The sequence below is a fragment of the Chryseobacterium sp. RU33C genome, from assembly GCF_900156015.1.
Taxonomy (GTDB): domain Bacteria; phylum Bacteroidota; class Bacteroidia; order Flavobacteriales; family Weeksellaceae; genus Chryseobacterium; species Chryseobacterium candidae.
In genome coordinates this window covers 194,537-211,099 of the sequence record NZ_FTMT01000005.1, presented here as the reverse complement: position 1 = coordinate 211,099, position 16,563 = coordinate 194,537, and the positions used below count along the sequence as shown (strand labels likewise).

Annotated in this window: 22 protein-coding genes; 21 read left to right on the top strand and 1 reads right to left on the bottom strand. The window is 36.4% G+C overall.

The features are described from left to right. Window positions 1–23: 23 nt before the first annotated feature. The 4 genes from BW946_RS07095 to BW946_RS07080 are packed head-to-tail and all read left to right on the top strand — an operon-like array spanning window position 24 to window position 2,961. A complete protein-coding gene (locus tag BW946_RS07095) occupies window positions 24–938 on the top strand; it encodes a hypothetical protein (protein WP_076595498.1) in 915 nt (304 codons plus the stop codon). Window position 939: 1 nt separating this feature from the next. Beyond that, the gene (locus BW946_RS07090; protein WP_076595497.1) at window positions 940–2,079 is read left to right on the top strand and encodes a dialkylresorcinol biosynthesis protein DarB; all 1,140 of its coding nucleotides are present in this window, start codon (window positions 940–942) and stop codon (window positions 2,077–2,079) included. After that, entirely contained in the window at window positions 2,079–2,510 is a 432-nt protein-coding gene (locus tag BW946_RS07085) for a hotdog family protein (RefSeq protein ID WP_076595496.1), read from the top strand. The genes BW946_RS07090 and BW946_RS07085 overlap by 1 nt, the downstream gene beginning before the upstream one ends. A 7-nt stretch (window positions 2,511–2,517) precedes the next feature. Then, window positions 2,518–2,961, top strand: a complete 444-nt coding sequence (locus BW946_RS07080; RefSeq protein ID WP_076595495.1) for a hotdog family protein — start codon at window positions 2,518–2,520, stop codon at window positions 2,959–2,961. Between the two features lie 434 nt (window positions 2,962–3,395). On the opposite strand, the gene BW946_RS07075 is transcribed toward BW946_RS07080, so the two are convergent. Beyond that, window positions 3,396–3,575: a bacteriocin-like protein gene (locus BW946_RS07075; protein ID WP_076595494.1), complete on the bottom strand. Its 180-nt coding sequence runs from the start codon at window positions 3,573–3,575 to the stop codon at window positions 3,396–3,398. Window positions 3,576–3,875: 300 nt separating this feature from the next. Between BW946_RS07075 and BW946_RS07070 the strand changes: the two genes are divergently transcribed. From BW946_RS07070 to BW946_RS06990, 17 genes are all read left to right on the top strand, one after another. After that, window positions 3,876–4,280: a flexirubin biosynthesis protein DarG gene (locus BW946_RS07070; RefSeq protein WP_076595493.1), complete on the top strand. Its 405-nt coding sequence runs from the start codon at window positions 3,876–3,878 to the stop codon at window positions 4,278–4,280. A gap of 60 nt (window positions 4,281–4,340) precedes the next feature. Then, on the top strand, window positions 4,341–5,336 hold the full coding sequence (locus BW946_RS07065; protein ID WP_076595525.1) for a BtrH-related acyltransferase DarH: 996 nt from the start codon (window positions 4,341–4,343) through the stop codon (window positions 5,334–5,336). Window position 5,337: 1 nt separating this feature from the next. After that, a complete protein-coding gene (locus tag BW946_RS07060; protein ID WP_076595492.1) occupies window positions 5,338–6,096 on the top strand; it encodes an ABC transporter ATP-binding protein in 759 nt (252 codons plus the stop codon). Continuing rightward, window positions 6,083–7,351, top strand: a complete 1,269-nt coding sequence (locus tag BW946_RS07055) for an ABC transporter permease (RefSeq protein WP_076595491.1) — start codon at window positions 6,083–6,085, stop codon at window positions 7,349–7,351. Before BW946_RS07060 ends, BW946_RS07055 begins: the two co-directional genes overlap by 14 nt. Beyond that, window positions 7,341–7,769, top strand: coding sequence for an acyl-CoA thioesterase (locus BW946_RS07050; RefSeq protein WP_076595490.1), 429 nt, complete (start codon window positions 7,341–7,343; stop codon window positions 7,767–7,769). The genes BW946_RS07055 and BW946_RS07050 overlap by 11 nt, the downstream gene beginning before the upstream one ends. Then, a complete protein-coding gene (locus BW946_RS07045; protein WP_076595489.1) occupies window positions 7,766–8,923 on the top strand; it encodes a beta-ketoacyl synthase N-terminal-like domain-containing protein in 1,158 nt (385 codons plus the stop codon). Before BW946_RS07050 ends, BW946_RS07045 begins: the two co-directional genes overlap by 4 nt. A 10-nt stretch (window positions 8,924–8,933) precedes the next feature. After that, window positions 8,934–9,473 carry a 3-oxoacyl-ACP synthase gene (locus BW946_RS07040; RefSeq protein ID WP_076595488.1) on the top strand — a complete coding sequence of 180 codons (540 nt, stop codon included), beginning with the start codon at window positions 8,934–8,936 and terminating at the stop codon, window positions 9,471–9,473. An 82-nt stretch (window positions 9,474–9,555) separates the two neighbouring features. Continuing rightward, entirely contained in the window at window positions 9,556–9,813 is a 258-nt protein-coding gene (locus BW946_RS07035; protein ID WP_034692439.1) for a phosphopantetheine-binding protein, read from the top strand. Between the two features lie 84 nt (window positions 9,814–9,897). Beyond that, window positions 9,898–11,097 carry a beta-ketoacyl-[acyl-carrier-protein] synthase family protein gene (locus BW946_RS07030; RefSeq protein WP_076595487.1) on the top strand — a complete coding sequence of 400 codons (1,200 nt, stop codon included), beginning with the start codon at window positions 9,898–9,900 and terminating at the stop codon, window positions 11,095–11,097. Then, complete coding sequence (locus BW946_RS07025) at window positions 11,094–12,155, top strand: beta-ketoacyl synthase N-terminal-like domain-containing protein (RefSeq protein WP_076595486.1); 1,062 nt, start codon at window positions 11,094–11,096, stop codon at window positions 12,153–12,155. Before BW946_RS07030 ends, BW946_RS07025 begins: the two co-directional genes overlap by 4 nt. A 41-nt stretch (window positions 12,156–12,196) precedes the next feature. Next, a complete protein-coding gene (locus tag BW946_RS07020; protein WP_076595485.1) occupies window positions 12,197–12,919 on the top strand; it encodes a helix-turn-helix domain-containing protein in 723 nt (240 codons plus the stop codon). Between the two features lie 47 nt (window positions 12,920–12,966). After that, the gene (locus tag BW946_RS07015; RefSeq protein WP_076595484.1) at window positions 12,967–13,800 is read left to right on the top strand and encodes an alpha/beta hydrolase fold domain-containing protein; all 834 of its coding nucleotides are present in this window, start codon (window positions 12,967–12,969) and stop codon (window positions 13,798–13,800) included. Then, on the top strand, window positions 13,793–14,065 hold the full coding sequence (locus tag BW946_RS07010) for a hypothetical protein (protein WP_076595483.1): 273 nt from the start codon (window positions 13,793–13,795) through the stop codon (window positions 14,063–14,065). Before BW946_RS07015 ends, BW946_RS07010 begins: the two co-directional genes overlap by 8 nt. Before the next feature lie 69 nt (window positions 14,066–14,134). Next, complete coding sequence (locus tag BW946_RS07005; protein ID WP_076595482.1) at window positions 14,135–14,890, top strand: polysaccharide deacetylase family protein; 756 nt, start codon at window positions 14,135–14,137, stop codon at window positions 14,888–14,890. Then, a complete protein-coding gene (locus BW946_RS07000; protein WP_076595481.1) occupies window positions 14,883–15,509 on the top strand; it encodes a flexirubin biosynthesis/transport protein LolA2 in 627 nt (208 codons plus the stop codon). The genes BW946_RS07005 and BW946_RS07000 overlap by 8 nt, the downstream gene beginning before the upstream one ends. Beyond that, window positions 15,475–16,110 carry a flexirubin biosynthesis protein LolB2 gene (locus tag BW946_RS06995; protein WP_083688798.1) on the top strand — a complete coding sequence of 212 codons (636 nt, stop codon included), beginning with the start codon at window positions 15,475–15,477 and terminating at the stop codon, window positions 16,108–16,110. Before BW946_RS07000 ends, BW946_RS06995 begins: the two co-directional genes overlap by 35 nt. A gap of 78 nt (window positions 16,111–16,188) precedes the next feature. Next, a complete protein-coding gene (locus BW946_RS06990) occupies window positions 16,189–16,560 on the top strand; it encodes an ApeI family dehydratase (protein ID WP_083688797.1) in 372 nt (123 codons plus the stop codon). Window positions 16,561–16,563 lie beyond the last annotated feature (3 nt).

The following is a 16,563-nucleotide window of genomic DNA, read 5'->3' as shown; positions in this document are numbered from 1 at the left end:
TTTGTAAACGCTAAAGAAAACTAATGAAGAAAAACATACTTGTCATATATTATTCACAAACCGGGCAACTCGAAGATATCGTGAAAAATATAGCCAAACCTTTTGAAGCTAAAAAAGAGGCTTATGATATTACGTATTACAACATTCAGCTCAAGGAAGATTTTCCTTTTCCCTGGCCAGGCGATGTCTTTTTCAACACTTTTCCTGAATCTTATTTACAGATTCCAAAAGAAATCCTGCCTCCTTCGGAAAAAATTCTGAACAAAAAGTATGACCTTATCCTGTTTGGTTATCAGGTATGGTATCTCACACCATCCATTCCTATTATTTCTTTCTTAAAAAGCGAATATGCAAGCCGCATTCTTAAAGATACTCCGGTAGTCACCATCTCAGGAACCAGAAATATGTGGATGCTTTCCCAGGAAAAATTAAAGGTTTACTTAAGAGATTTACAGGCTAAGCTGGTAGGAAATATTGCTTTGGTAGACAGACACGACAATTATACCAGTGTATTAACCATTCTCCGATGGCTCACCACAGGTCAGAAAGAAAAATCAGGAATGCTTCCTGCTGCAGGAGTTTCCGATGAAGAAATCACAGGTTCTGTAAAGTATGGCGAGATTATTGAAAGACATTTTAAGAATAACGACCTTAATAATCTTCAGCCTGATCTTGTGAAAAACGGAGCCATTGAAATACGCCCTTTTTTGGTACGTGTAGAGAAGGTAGGAAACAAAATTTTTACAGTGTGGTCTAATCTCATTATCAAGAAAAAAGAGAAACGCCCATTGCTGATAAAATTCTTTAAGGTATATTTGATGGCAGCGATATGGATTATTTCACCTGTCGTTTTGGTTTTACACCTGCTTACAACCCCTATATTTTGGTTTAAAAGACAAAAACAAAAAAGATATTTACAAGGAATTAATTTAAAATAGAATGTACGACGTATTTATAACAAAAGCATCAAAATACTTACCCAATGAGCCGGTAGCGAATGATGAAATGGAGACTTATCTTGGGCTTATCAATGATGCGCCATCTAAAGCAAAATCACTTATCCTGAGAAATAATAAAATTACCACAAGATACTACGCTTTAGATAAAGAAGGAAACCCTACACACTCTAATGCGCAGCTTACTGCAAAAGCAATCGAAGGCCTTTTTGATGAAAATTTCAAAAAGGAAGATATGAAATTATTATCTGTAGGAACTACTTCACCGGACCAGATCCAGCCTTCCCACGCTTCTATGGTACACGGTGAACTGAACATCGGAAAATCTATTGAAATTAATACTTCAACAGGTCTTTGCAACTCAGGGATGAATGCCCTGAACTATGGATTCCTTTCCGTAAAAGCCGGTGTACAGGAAAATGCAGTATGCGCAGGCTCAGAAAGAATGTCTGCGTGGATGACTGCTGACAAGTTCAACCATGAAGCTGAAAATTTAAAATTACTGGAGGAAAGACCTATTATTGCTTTCAAAAGAGAATTCCTGAGATGGATGCTTTCTGATGGAGCAGGAGCTTTCTTATTAGAAAATAAACCAAGAGAAAACAGTACTTCTTTAAGAGTAGAATTCATTGATTTCTATTCTTATGCTCACGAAATTGAAGCATGTATGTATGCAGGATGCGATAAGCTGGAAGACGGAAGCCTGAAATCCTGGGCAGATTATCCTTCTGATGAATGGTTAAAACAATCTATTTTCGCGATCAAACAAGACACTAAAATTCTTGACAAATACATTCTGGTAAAAGGAGCAGAAAGTTTAAGATCATCTTTTGACAAGCACAATTTGGATCCCGAAAAAATTGACCACGTATTAGCTCACATTTCCTCAGGCTACTTTAAAGACGGACTGAAAGAAGAGTTTGCTAAAAAAGGAATGGATTTCCCTGCAGAGAAATGGTTCTATAACCTTTCTGAGGTTGGAAACATCGGAGCCGGATCAATATTTATTGCTCTTGAAGAATTAATGAATTCCGGAACTTTGAAAAAAGGAGAAAAAGTACTTCTTTGCGTTCCTGAAAGTGGAAGATTCGCGTATTCTTGTGCCTTATTAACGGTTTGCTAATGGAAAACAAACTGCCGACATCCGATAAAGATTTTGTAGAAAGCCTTATTCCGCAGCGTTTTCCTTTTGTAATGGTACATGAGTTATCAGAATATTCTGAAAACCATCTTCTGTCCGGTTTTGAGATAAAAGAAGACAACCTTTTTATACAGGACGGATTCTTTCAGGCATCAGGGCTTATTGAACATCAGGCACAGAGTGTTGCACTGCATACAGGATATAAATATTATCTGCTGGGAAAAGAGGCACCTACAGGATATATCGGGGCCATTAAAACTTTTGAAGCGGAAACACTGCCTAAAGTAGGAGATCAGCTGAAATCTGAAGTGACAATCCTCAATGAAGTAATGGGAGTAACCCTTGTGGATATCGTTACAAAATTAAACGGTGAAGTAATTGCAAAATCTCAAATGAAAACCGCTGTAAAATAAACTGGAAATGGAAATAAAGGAAGAGAATATCATCAATATACATAACTTTTTACCACATCGTGAACCGATGCTGATGGCAGACTATATTCTGGAGCTGACCAAAGAAAAAGTAGTAACTTCCTTTGAAATAAAAGAAGATAATATCTTTGTTCACAATAATGAACTGGCAGAAGCCGGACTGATTGAAAACCTGGCACAAACCTGTTCATCTATTCTTGGACAAAGCTTCTTCGAAAATCCCGAAGCAGATACAAAAGTAATAGGGTTCATTACCAACATCAAGAAGATTGAGATATTTGGACTTCCAAAAGTGAATGATAAAATCATCTCCAAAGCCTCTCTGATTTCACAGTTTGAGAATATTTGCCACATTTTCTGTGAAACTTTTAATAATGATGAATTATTAATCAGAGCAGAAATCAACCTGTTTATTCAGGAAGTAAAATCCTAAAGATCAATTGAACAGAAATATAGGAAAGCTGTGCAAAACGTACAGCTTTTTTTGTTCTAAATATTAATCTTAAATGGATTTGTGAAAATTTGTGCAACTCATTTGTCCCATGGGTGTTTAAAATAAGTTTTGGCTCCTAAAACAAGTTGAGTTTTTTCATTTTTTGTAAGTAGGCTAAAGCCCACTCCTATTGAATTGATTACAACAGCTTTACAACAGAAATATACATTTTTCCTTCATTTTCCCTCTTGTCATATTTTCGAAAGGCAATTGATAACCAATAAATTACACTTACAAAACCTCATCATAAGATGAATTATTTCACGTGAAACATTGGAGAAACCCGTGAAACTCTGATGGTCAGGGAGAAACACAAAAAAAATATGCTGCTTAGGATCTAAACAGCATATTTCTTAATTGAAGCTTTAGTATTTTTAGATAATAACTTCATAATCATTACCTCCGCAAATCTGCTCAGCAGAACTTGCAATATCAGTATTAACCCCTACATTGCGTATCTGGCCATTCGTACCGTTAGCACACGAAATATAAGCAGTTAAACCTCCTTTTACAGTTTTCAATTGATTTTTTGTAAGTTGTCTTAAATTTTTCATGGTTTTTGTTGTATTAGTTTTTTAATTATTGAGACAAACAAATATAAATAAATTAACCAAAGATCAAACACAATACAATTAATCATCAGCTTTTTTAACAATATTTATAATTTAACATAACTTTATACATTTCAAATATTAAATTAATGAATAGTTATATTTTGAAAGGTAATAATACCTGATTTTCGTAATTACGATAACCATATAATGTATTTTCACTATTTTAGCCACCTGATTAAAAGAATCAAAAAACAGGTGACTATTTCCCATCTGTAATCTAAAAAAATGAACATTATTTAGATGAAAAAACAAGACCTGCCTCAAGACGAAAGTAACCTGAAGTCTGCCAACATGACAGAAGTTCTGTATGTGACGGATGAGAACGACAATTACACCACAGCAAACAGTACTGGCTGGGATGCCAAGAAAGCTGCACTGGATGAATCTATGGAGCTTATCTATGAAAGAATTGAGGAAGCAAAACAAAATGTAGCCCATAATATAGCAAGTCCTATTGTCTATTTTATGGAACTGAACAAAATGGATCTGGGAGTCCTTGCTTCTTACGTAGGAATGTGGCAATGGAGGGTAAAAAGACATTTTAAACCCAAAGTATTTAAAACACTAAGCGAAAATGCACTGAAAAAATATGCCGATGCATTCGGTATTTCAGTGGATGAATTAAAAAACTTCAACGGAAAATAAATGAAATGGGCCAGAAATACTGCCCGTTCCATTTGACCAATGAAAAGATACAATCTGCAAATGAAATTAAACTTTGAACACCATCAGACTGCGCATTGCGAAAACGGTGTTGCTTCTAATCTACTGCTTAATAAAGGCCTGAAACTGAGCGAACCTATGATCTTCGGGATCGGTTCAGGATTGTTTTTTGTCTATCTTCCTTTTTTAAAGGTGAATTTTGCTCCGGGCTTCAGCTATCGTCCGATGCCGGGTGCTATTTTCAGTAAAGCAGCCAAAAGATTAGGAATTAAAATCAAAAGAGAAAAATTCTCCAATCCTAAAGATGCTCAAAAAGCTCTTGAAAGAAATCTGGAACAAAATATTCCGACAGGACTTCAGGTGGGCGTTTTCAACCTTACCTATTTTCCTGAAGAATATAAATTCCACTTCAATGCCCACAACCTTGTGGTGTATGGAAAAGAAGACGGAAAATTCCTGATCAGTGATCCGGTAATGGATTATACAACCTCCCTTTCCGAAGCTGAACTGGAAAAAGTAAGATATGCAAAAGGAGCACTTCCTCCGAAAGGACATATGTACTACCCTGTTTATGTTCCGGAAAATGTAAATCTTGAAGAAGCCATCAAAAAAGGAATTAAAGATACCTGTAAAAATATGCTGGCACCTGTACCTCTTATTGGAGTAAAAGCCATGAGATGGGTAGCCAAAAGCATCCCGAAATGGGCAGAAAAGAAAGGAACAAAGGTAACCAACCATTATTTGGGGCAGTTGATCAGAATGCAGGAAGAGATTGGAACCGGAGGCGGAGGCTTCAGATTTATTTATGGTGCATTTCTGCAGGAAGCAGCCGTTATTCTTAAAAATGATGAGCTGAAGGAATTGTCAAAAGAAATTACTTCTATTGGTGATCTTTGGAGAGACTTTGCAGTGGATATTGCCCGTGTTTACAAAAACAGAAACTCAAAAAGCAATATCTATAACGAACTTTCTAAAACGATGCTGCACATTGCAGATCTGGAAGAAGCTTTCTATAAAAAACTGAGAAAAGCGATCTGATATGGCAGAAAATATGATTGAGATCAAAAACTTATACAAGAAATACAAAAATTCTGATGAGTTTTCTGTAAATGATATTTCTTTGAGCATCAGTAAAAATGAAATCTATGGAATTCTGGGTCCCAACGGAGCCGGCAAAACAACACTGATCTCTATGCTTTCGGGACTGATAAAACCTACTTCAGGGCAATTTACCATCAATGGATTATCACCACAGAAAGACGGCTTTAAAATCAGACAGATTATCGGTATTGTTCCTCAGGAATATGCTTTATACCCTACGCTTACGGCTAAAGAAAACCTGATGTTTTTTGGAAGCCTGTATGGTTTAAAACACAACCAGCTCAAAAAAGCAATTGATGATTCTCTCGAAATTATGGGACTTTCAAAATTTGCCAACAAGCAGGTAGGGCAGTTTTCAGGAGGAATGAAACGCCGTTGTAACCTCATCGCCGGTACCCTTCACAATCCTAAAGTTCTCTTTCTGGATGAACCGACTGTAGGTGTGGATGTTCAGTCTAAAAAAGCAATTATCGACTATCTTTTGGATTTAAATAAACAGGGAACGTGCATTATTTATACTTCCCACCACCTTTCTGAAGCGGAAGAATTCTGTACAAAAATCGCCATTATCGATCATGGAAAGATTCATGCTGTAGGAACTCCTGAAGAACTGGTTTCACAAATTGCCAATGCCGAAAACCTGGAAGACGTTTTCATTTCATTAACCGGAAAAGAATTAAGAGATGTTGTTGTATAAACTGTGGAGAAGTTTTATTAAGGAAATCCTTCTGCTGAAAAGAGATATCGGGGGAATTGTCATCATATTTGTGATGCCTTTGCTTTTGATTGTAACCATTACCCTTATTCAGGATTCTACCTTTAAAAACCTTGAAGGCTCAAAGATTCCGATCATTTTTATTGATCAGGACAAATCTGAAGTTTCAAAAAATATAAAAGCGGAACTGGAAAACAGCAAAACATTCCAGCTGCTAACCAATTTCAATGAAAAATCTGCTCAGGATGCCGTCTTTTCCGGAGACTATCAGATGGCGATTGTCATTCCGGAAAATTTAACGAAAGATTTAAATTCCAATATTGATTCCAAAGTTCAGACCATTGTAAGTTCTTTCGGACTGGAAGGAAATTCTGCAAAAGTAAAAACAGCAGCTCCCAAAGCCAAAGAAATTCATTTGTACTTTGACCCTGCTACCAATGCCGGATTCAAGAACTCTGTGATGAATTCTGTGAATAAAATGGTTTTTGAAATTGAAAATAAAAAGATTTACAAAGCATTCCAGGAGCAGCTGGGAACTACCGAAAATCTTGATGAAAATAAAAACCTGATCAGCTTTAAAGAAATCACTCCCAAGAAAGGAGAAATGGACGTTATGCCGAATTCTGTTCAGCATAACGTTCCTGCTTGGACCCTTTTTGCTATCTTTTTTATTGTAGTTCCTTTATCCATCAATCTGGTAAAAGAAAAAAGTCAGGGAACCAGTGTAAGAGCAAGAATAAGCCCTACCCCCTATTTTGTCCATATTTTAGGAAAAACATTTACGTATCTGATCATCTGTATCATTCAGTTTTTATTGATGGTTGCTGTAGGTATTTACCTTTTCCCTTATATGGATCTTCCGGCTTTTGATGTATCCGGAAAAATGTTCCAGCTTGTAATAGTAACGCTGTTTGCAGGGTTGGCTGCCATCGGATTTGGAGTTTTATTAGGAACTATAGCCGATACACAGGAGCAGTCCGCCCCATTTGGAGCAACGTCTGTAGTGGTTTTGGCGGCTATTGGCGGAATCTGGGTTCCTGTATTTTTAATGCCGGAATTTATGCAGACCGTAGCCAAATTCTCTCCTATGAACTGGGGACTGAACGCCTATTATGATATTATTTTAAGAAACAGCGGAATTGGCGGAATTGCTAAAGAACTGGTTTTCCTCTTCTTATTCTATATTGCCACCGTAGCCATTTCCATTTTTTACGAAAAAAAACAAAATGCAGTCTAAAGAAAACATATTAACCTGTACTGAAGAAGTAAGAGTACGATTCAACGAGACAGATCCGCTGGGAATTGTCTGGCATGGGCATTATATCGTATATTTTGAAGACGGAAGAGAAGCTTTCGGGCGTCTGCACGGTCTTACCTATCTTGATATTCAGAATGCAGGATTTGTAACGCCTATCGTAAAAAGTACCTGCGAGCATTTTCTTCCTTTAAAATATGGAGAAACCTTCAAAATTGTAACTACTTTTATCAACTCTGTTTCTGCTAAGCTTATCTACAGATATGAGCTTTTCAATCAGGAAGATCAATTGGTATGCAGTGGAGAAACGATTCAGGTTTTTCTTGATAGCAACGGAAGCTTATGCCTTTACAATCCGGAGTTTTTTCAAAAATGGAAAGATAAAATGGGATTATCATGAGGAAGGAAATTTACATTACAGACTACAATTGTGTAACGCCGTTGGGCTTCAAAATTGATTCCAATTGGAAGGCTCTGCTAGAAGGACAATCAGGAGTTACTTTACATAAAATCATAGACAATCAGGATGCTTTTTATGCTTCTATGATTGATTCTGAAAAACTGAATGAAGAGTTCAACACATTCTTTGCTCAGAATACAATTAATTTCACAAGACTGGAGAAGATGCTTCTTTTAAGCTTACTGCCTCTTGTTGAGAAGCATTCTATATCAGAAGACACCGCTTTTATCCTTTCCACCACAAAAGGAAATATCAGCCTGTTAAAAAAACAGTCTGAATTACCGGAAGGCGTTTATTTATCCAAATTAGCAGAAAAAATTGCTGACTTTTTTGGATTTAAAACAAAACCTATCATCGTTTCCAACGCCTGTGTTTCAGGAGTAATGGCGATTTCTGTTGCCAAAAATATGATTCAGGCAGGAAAATATAAGGATGCCTTTGTGATTGCAGGTGATGAACTTTCTGAATTTGTTATTTCAGGATTCAATTCATTTCAGGCGATTGGCTCCGGACATTGCAAACCTTATGATAAAAACAGGGACGGAATCAATATCGGTGAAGCCGCTGCAGCAGTTTATGTAACTGGTTGTCATTCTGACGAAGGAAAAATCTCAAAAAACGAAAAATTTAGTTTTAAAATTCTGGGAGACTCTGCCGTCAATGATGCCAATCATATTTCCGGCCCTTCAAGAACGGGTGACGGATTGTATGCCAGTATAAAAAATGCTATGACAGAAGCGAATGTTTCTTCAAAACAGATTGATTTTATTTCTGCCCACGGAACCGCAACTTTATATAACGACGAAATGGAAGCCATCGCTTTCAACAGAATGGATCTTCAGGATATTCCGCTCAACAGTATGAAAGGATATTATGGACATTGCCTTGGTGCATCCGGACTTCTGGAAAGTATTATTTCTATGGAAAGTGCACTTCATAGTACTCTGCTTCCTTCGAAGAATTTTGAAGAAACGGGAATAACCCAACCCTTGAATATCATCAGAGAAAACCAAACTGCGGAAATTAAATATATTCTAAAGACCGCTTCAGGTTTTGGTGGCTGTAATGCGGCTCTTGTGCTGGAAAAATGTTAATTTGAATGTAATGAAGAAAACAAACACCTGTACCATAGAACATTCAAAAATAACTGTTGACGGACATCTTATTTTTGAAAGCCAGAGCGAAACTTTTCAGGAATTTGCCAAAGAAGCGTATAAAAGTTTAGATCTCAGCTATCCTAAATTTCATAAAATGGATAATTTGAGTAAACTGGCTTTTCTTTCCGCTGAAACCATTTTGAAAGATGAAGATCACAGCAGAACAGCCATTGTTTTTGCCAACAGATCATCCAGTCTGGATACCGATTTCAAATATCAGGAAAGCATCAATGACCAAGATAACTTTTATCCGAGTCCTGCAGTTTTTGTCTACACTTTACCCAATATCTGTGTAGGCGAAATCAGTATTAAGCACAAAATGCAGACTGAAAATGCTTTTTTCGTTTTGGACGAATTTGATGAAAATTTTTTAAACGATTATTCTGAACAGATTCTGCACTCCGGAAAAGCTGACAAAGTATTGTGCGGCTGGGTGGAATTGTATCAGGAAAATTATAAAGCTTTTGTATATTTGCTCACATTATAATTCAACAATGTACAATGCTAAAGGCAATAACAACCATTGGTAAACTGGTACATTGATATATTGTTACATTAAAATACTATTTATGGAAAACTTAAAAACAGAATTGAAGCACAAAATTATTGAAGTTCTTAACCTTGAAGATGTATCTGTAGAAGAAATCAAAGATACTGATCCGTTATTCGGAGGAGGTTTAGGATTAGATTCTATTGATGCTCTGGAATTGATCGTTCTTCTTGATAAAGACTATGGAATAAAATTAGCCGATCCTAAAAAAGGAAAAGAGATTTTCCAGTCTATCGATACGATGGCTAAATTCATCGAGGACAACAGAACAAAATAAATTAATATAACAATCTAACAATGTAGCAATGCAGCAATTATTGGTAAATTGTTAGTTTGATGCATTGTTATATTATTTAATACCATGAGTCAAAAAATTGCCATAACAGGAATGGGCATCATTTCCTCCATCGGAAACAATGTGGAGGAAAATTTTATTTCATTACAATCCGGAAAACACGGGATTTCAGATATTGAAATGTTTGAGACCCGCCACGCCGGAAGCATTAAAACGGGTGAAATAAAATTATCCAATGAAGACCTTGTACAGCAGCTTCAGCTTGATGAAGACAACAATATAACAAGAACGTCTTTATTAGGAATGGTTGCTGCAAAAGAAGCTGTAGAAAGTGCCGGAATATCAGATATTAACAGTTGCAGAACAGGGCTGATCTCCTCTACCAGTGTAGCGGGGATGGATATCACCGAAAAATATTTCTACTCTTACGAAGACTTTCCCGAAAAGCAAAAATATATTGACGCACACGATGCCGGAAATTCTTCATTGGCGATTGCCGGTTACCTGGGATTAAAAGGAATGGTTTCTACCATCAGTACAGCCTGTTCATCAGCTGCTAATGCCATTATGATGGGCGCTAAACTGATTAAAAACGGAGTTTTGGACCGCGTTATTGTGGGGGGGACAGATTCTCTTTCAAAATTTACTTTGAACGGATTCAATACCCTGATGATCCTTACCGATTCTTACAACACTCCTTTTGACAACAACAGAAAAGGACTGAATCTTGGGGAAGCTGCGGCTTTCTTAGTACTTGAGTCTGAAGAAATAGTCAAAAAAGAAAATAAAAAAGTTCTGGCCTATCTTTCCGGCTATGGAAATGCCAATGATGCCCATCATCAGACAGCCTCTTCAGAAAACGGACAGGGTGCATTTTTAGCCATGCAGCAAGCCCTTAAAATCTCAGGATTGGAAAAAGAAAATATAGATTATATCAACGTTCACGGAACGGCAACGCCCAACAACGATTTATCGGAAGGAATTGCCATGATCAGAATCTTCGGGGAAAACCAGGTTCCTGAATTTAGTTCTACAAAAGCATTTACAGGCCATACGCTGGCCGCTGCGGCAGGAATTGAAGCCGTATTTTCAATTTTAGCCATGCAAAACAGCGTGATCTTCCCGAATCTGAATTTCAAAACAAAAATGGAAGAGTTTGACCTTACTCCTGTTACCGAACTGAAAGAAAAAAACATTCATCATGTTCTTTCCAATTCATTTGGATTCGGAGGAAACTGTTCTACCTTAATTTTCTCAAAATCATGAGTGCAGTATACATCAACAGTGCGTCCTGTATCTCGGTTCAGGACACTTTAAATGAAAATATTCTTCAGAACCTTCATCCTGAAAATTCTTCAAACATCCTTAAGGCCATAGAACCTATTTACAAAGAGTTCATTCCGCCTGCGATGATCAGGAGAATGTCTAAAACGGTAAAAATGAGTTCTGTAGCATCGCATTACGCTCTGAAGGAAGCTGGAATTGAACAGCCGGATGCCATTATCGTAGGAACCGGAATGGGCTGCTCGCAGGATTCTGAAAAATTCCTGAAAAACGTAATTGATAACCATGAAGAGTTCCTTACGCCTACCTTTTTTATCCAGTCTACCCATAACACGGTAGCTGGACAGATTGCTCTGGGATTACAGTGTCATGCGTATAACTTCACGTATGTAAATACATCTTCTTCCCTTGAGTTTTCATTACTGGACGCTCAGCTTCAGATCAATGACGGAGAAGCAGAAAATGTTCTGGCAGGTTCTACAGATGAACAGACGGACAGAATAATGGAGCTTTACCTTCTGAATAATACCATCAAAAAAGAAACTGATCTTCCTGCAGATTATTTAAACTCTACGACTAATGGAGTGATCTGGGGTGAAGGTGCCAGTTTTTTTGTTGTAGGAAAAGATAAGACTGAAAACTCTTACGCCAAGCTTAAGAATATCCAAATTAATAATAAGGTTGAATTGAATGAAGTACAGGATTTTATCCGGAATTTCTTAGCTCAGAATAGTCTTTCAACTGGTGATGTTGATGCTGTTATCTTAGGATTCAGTGGAGATGCAGATTCAGATATCTACTATACAAAAGCAATGGATATCTTTCCGGATTCCGCACAGCTGTATTATAAACATCTGAGTGGAGAATTTAATACGGCAAGTGGGTTTTCTACGTTTATAGCCTGTCATATACTTAAGGAACAGCAGATCCCGGAAATTATGATGATCAATTCTCAGAAAAAAGACAATCTGAATAATGTTCTTCTTTATAATCATCTGGGAGGAAATGATCACAGCCTGGTTCTGCTGGAAAGGGTTTAAATCTATATTTAAAAAATTGCAGTTATTTCAACAGCCAGTTTATGAATAATTTAATATTAGCGTTAAAAGCCCATAAATCAAATGTTGATGTACACAGACATTCTGCCTATCAGATTGTATATACTTCGGACAATCCTTTTCATACCATATCTGGAGATCAATACTGTGAGAATATCTTTGGCTTTATCATAAGACCTCAGGTTTCTCATTCCTGTATTTGTACAAATAGTAATTTGATTGTAATGAATGTAGAAGCATACTCCATTGCAGGAAAAAATATATCTGAAAAATTAGGAAGCAAAAACACTGAAATATTTTTCACCGAGGAAAGCTTTATGAATTTTTTCGGGATCACAGGAATCGAAATCAACATCCGGGACCTCATCAGATCAATGAATGCTGATGAAAACGTCCAGATCACAGACAATAGAGTAAACAGTGCCATTGCTATCATCAATAATGAATACCGGTCTACCAGATTAACTCTTGATCAAATATCGAAGACCGTCTCACTCTCTTCATCCCGTCTTGCTTTTTTATTTAAGCAGCAGACCGGAAGCAGTATTATGAAGTTTTTACTATGGACCAGAATCAGGAGTGCTATCTTTCTTATTCTGTCCAAAAAAGATATTTCATTAACCTCAATTGCCCACGAGTGCGGATTTTACGATTCTTCTCAAATGAATAAATACATGTATCAGATGTTTGGTATATCTCCCTTAAAACTTAGAAAGAAAAGTGATCTGATACAATTTTTAGAATAAATCTTCAATTAAATTTGCTTAAGTTTAATTATTAAATAAATTACACAATGAGCATTAATAATCAATTAATTGAAGAAAACAGAGCTTTATATGACAGTGTCGGTACTATTTACCCTCCAGAAGAAAGTATTGCCATTTCGGAAGAAATAATAAACGGAATCAAATGCTATTGGTTTCAGCCTGAAAACCCTCATCCCAATGAGCTTATCATTTATATACATGGAGGCGGCTATGCCGTAGGCTCCATCCGGTCTCATAAAGCAATGGTTTCGCATTTTGCTAAAGAATTAAACCGGTCAGTTCTTTTCATAGAGTATTCTCTGGCTCCTGAAAAACCCTTCCCGAATGGGTTAAACGATGTATTAAATATTTATGAATGGGCATTTCACCAATATCCTGATCATCATTTTTATTTATTCGGAGACAGCGCAGGAGGTGGCTTAATTATAAAATCAGTGTATGAAATCAGCCGCAGAGAAATAAAATCTCCAAAAGCAGTTGCCCTTATTTCACCATGGTATAATCTTGAAACCAATAATCCATCTTCAGAAAACCGTCAGCATTTGGATCAGATTTTAAATAAAGAGATGGTAAAAAACTTCGCCTACGCCTATGCAGGCAACGATTTGGGACCAGCGGACCCCAGTAAAGTTCACTTTGAGAGCTTTCCTCCTGTATTTATAGCGGTGGGAACTCACGAAATTTTGTTTGATGACTCCATTCAATTTTTTGAAATGGTATATAAGATCCAGCCAAAATCCCAGCTTAAAATTTATGGCGCAGAAGGACATGTCCTAACGCAGATGAATATTTTCAGCCACTCATCTCAGGATCTGATGATGAATATTAATAACTTTTTTAATAGCACAGAAAATGAATAACATATTGGTTTTAATTACCCTCTCCGATGAGGGAATTCAACAGATAAAAGCAAACCCTGAGCTTCCGAAAAAAGAAATGGAATTTATCCACACCTGGAAGAAAGAAGGAGTTCTGGAAAATTTCTTTATCTCCGTTTCAAAAAAAGATGCAGTTCTTATTTTCAGAAATATTGATGAGCTGGACGCAAAAGAACGTATAGCAATATTGCCTTACTATCCTTTCATGCAAAAAACAGAGTATCACATTCTGGATAAGCAATTTTAAAGATTTGATCATTTAGGATTTTATTGAACTTTTAGTTACATTTGAACCCTCATATTCAAAGAAAATAAGGTGAAGCATTATCCGTTTATTCTGTTTTATATTTTCTGTAACGCTTTTATTTATGCGTTCCACGGAAGTTTCTGGGTATATCTGTTTTGTTTTTTTGCTTTTTCTGCCGTAGTAGTATGGGGTTCATTTGATATTGAACTGGGATATTTCGTCAACAGCATCACTCATAGGCGAACCAAAATTAAAGAAGCAGCGCTTACTTTTGATGACGGCCCTACTGAATTTACTCCAAAGTTTTTAGATCTGCTTAAAGAACATCAGATAAAAGCCACTTTTTTCTGTATCGGAAAACAGATTGAAAAATATCCTGAAACTTTTCAGAGGATGATTGCAGAAGGTCATACGATTGGTAACCATACGTTATCGCATTCCAGTTCCACAGGTTTCTTATCAACCTCAAAAATGATTGAGGAGATTGAAAGATGTGATGAAATCATGAAGAATGTGGGGAATATCAAGACCAGTCTTTACAGGCCGCCTTTCGGCGTGACGAATCCTAATATTGCAAAGGCAATCAAAAAAACAAATAAAATAAGTATCGGATGGAATGTCCGCTCTCTGGATACCATTACTGATAATGAAAAGAAAATATACAGCAGAGTGACCAAAGGCCTGAAAAAAGGAAGTATTATCCTCCTTCACGACACTTCGGAAAAGACTTATCGTGTGCTGACCAATTTATTAGTATTTTTGAAGGATAAAAAATATTCAACCTTTACTGTGGATACAGTGATAAATTCAAATAGAAATGATTAAAAATATTGCTTTCGGAGCATTCTTACTGGTTTCCGGTTTCTTTTTTGCCCAAAACACGGCCATGTCAGGAGCTGAAGCTAAAGCATTTATATCGAAGGTATCTTCTGAGACGAAAGAGATTAAAACTTTGCAGAGTGATTTTACCCAGACCAAAAAAATGGATTTTCTGGATAAAAGTATTGTTACTTATGGGAAAATGTCTTTGCAGACCCCCAATATGCTGAGCTGGAAATATACTAAGCCTTATCAGTACAGCATTGTTTTTAAAAGCAATAAAATCTTCATCAATGATCAGGGAAAAAAATCGTCTGTGGATGCGAAGAGCAAAACATTTGAAAAAATCAATAAACTGATTGTAGGAAGCTCAAACGGAACAATGTTCAATGATCCTGAGTTCACAGTAACGTATTTTAAGAATGGGAATTACAATATAGCGAAGTTTATTCCTAAAACATCCCAGCTGTTGAAATATATCAAACAGATTGAGCTGTATTTCCCAAAGAACCAGTCGGCCGTTTCACAGGTGAATATGACTGAGGCTTCCGGAGACACTACCAATATTGTTTTCAAAAATACCAAGATCAATGCTACCATTCCTGCGTCAGAGTTTTCTTTATAGCCTGATTCTGATCCTGGCTCTTTCCTGTAAAACTTATAAGCTTACTGATGTAAAGCCTGCCTCAACCTCTGAAAAAACGGTTGAAAATTTATACTTTTCTTCCGGTGAAGATTATGTCTACAAATGCCAGATGGATATCTATAAAAACCATGTGAGCGGAATTCTGATCATCAAAAAACTGAATGAAACAACGCACCGTGTTGCGTTAACTTCAGATTTTGGGAACAAACTTATTGATTTTGAAGTTTCTGAGAACGATTTCAAACTGAATTATGTACTTCCTGATCTGGATAAAAAAATAGTCATCAATTTCCTGAAAAACGATTTCCGTCAGCTTCTGAAAAGAAGATATCCGGTCAATGAAAGTTTTGAAAATGAGAATGCTAGAATCTACCTTTCAAAAATTGGCAACATGAGCTATTATCTTTTCTTCAGCAAAGAAAATGGCTTACTGAAAGAGATTGTTTACACGAAAAACAACAAGGAGAAAATCAATTTTACTTTTGATGCAAAAAAACCTATCTTCGCAGACAGCTTGAACCTGCAGCATAAGGATTTTAAGATCAACATAAAACTATTTCAAATAACCGAAACGGAATAATTTCTGCTCTCAAATCTATGGATATACCTGTTTTTTTGAAAAGAAATTGATTATACTTTAATCTTAAAAAATAAGATCATGCAAACCATTCTTACAGACTTTTATACTTTAACATCATACGATAAGGCAGAAGACGGAAAATTTACTGCTCATATTCATCTTAATAAAGACCACGATATTTTCAAAGGACATTTCCCTGGAAATCCCGTAACTCCCGGTGTTTGTATGATGCAGATCATTAAAGAACTCACTGAAGAATTTACAGGTTCGAAATTATTCCTGAAAACAGCTTCCAATGTAAAATTCATGGCGATTATCAATCCTTTTGAAACCCCTGATCTGGTTCTTCAGCTTGATATTACTGAAAATGAAGAAGATGTCAAAGTAAAAAACACAACTTCTTTTGGCGAGACTATTGCATTGAAAATGTCTGTAAGCTATAAAAAATAAGCA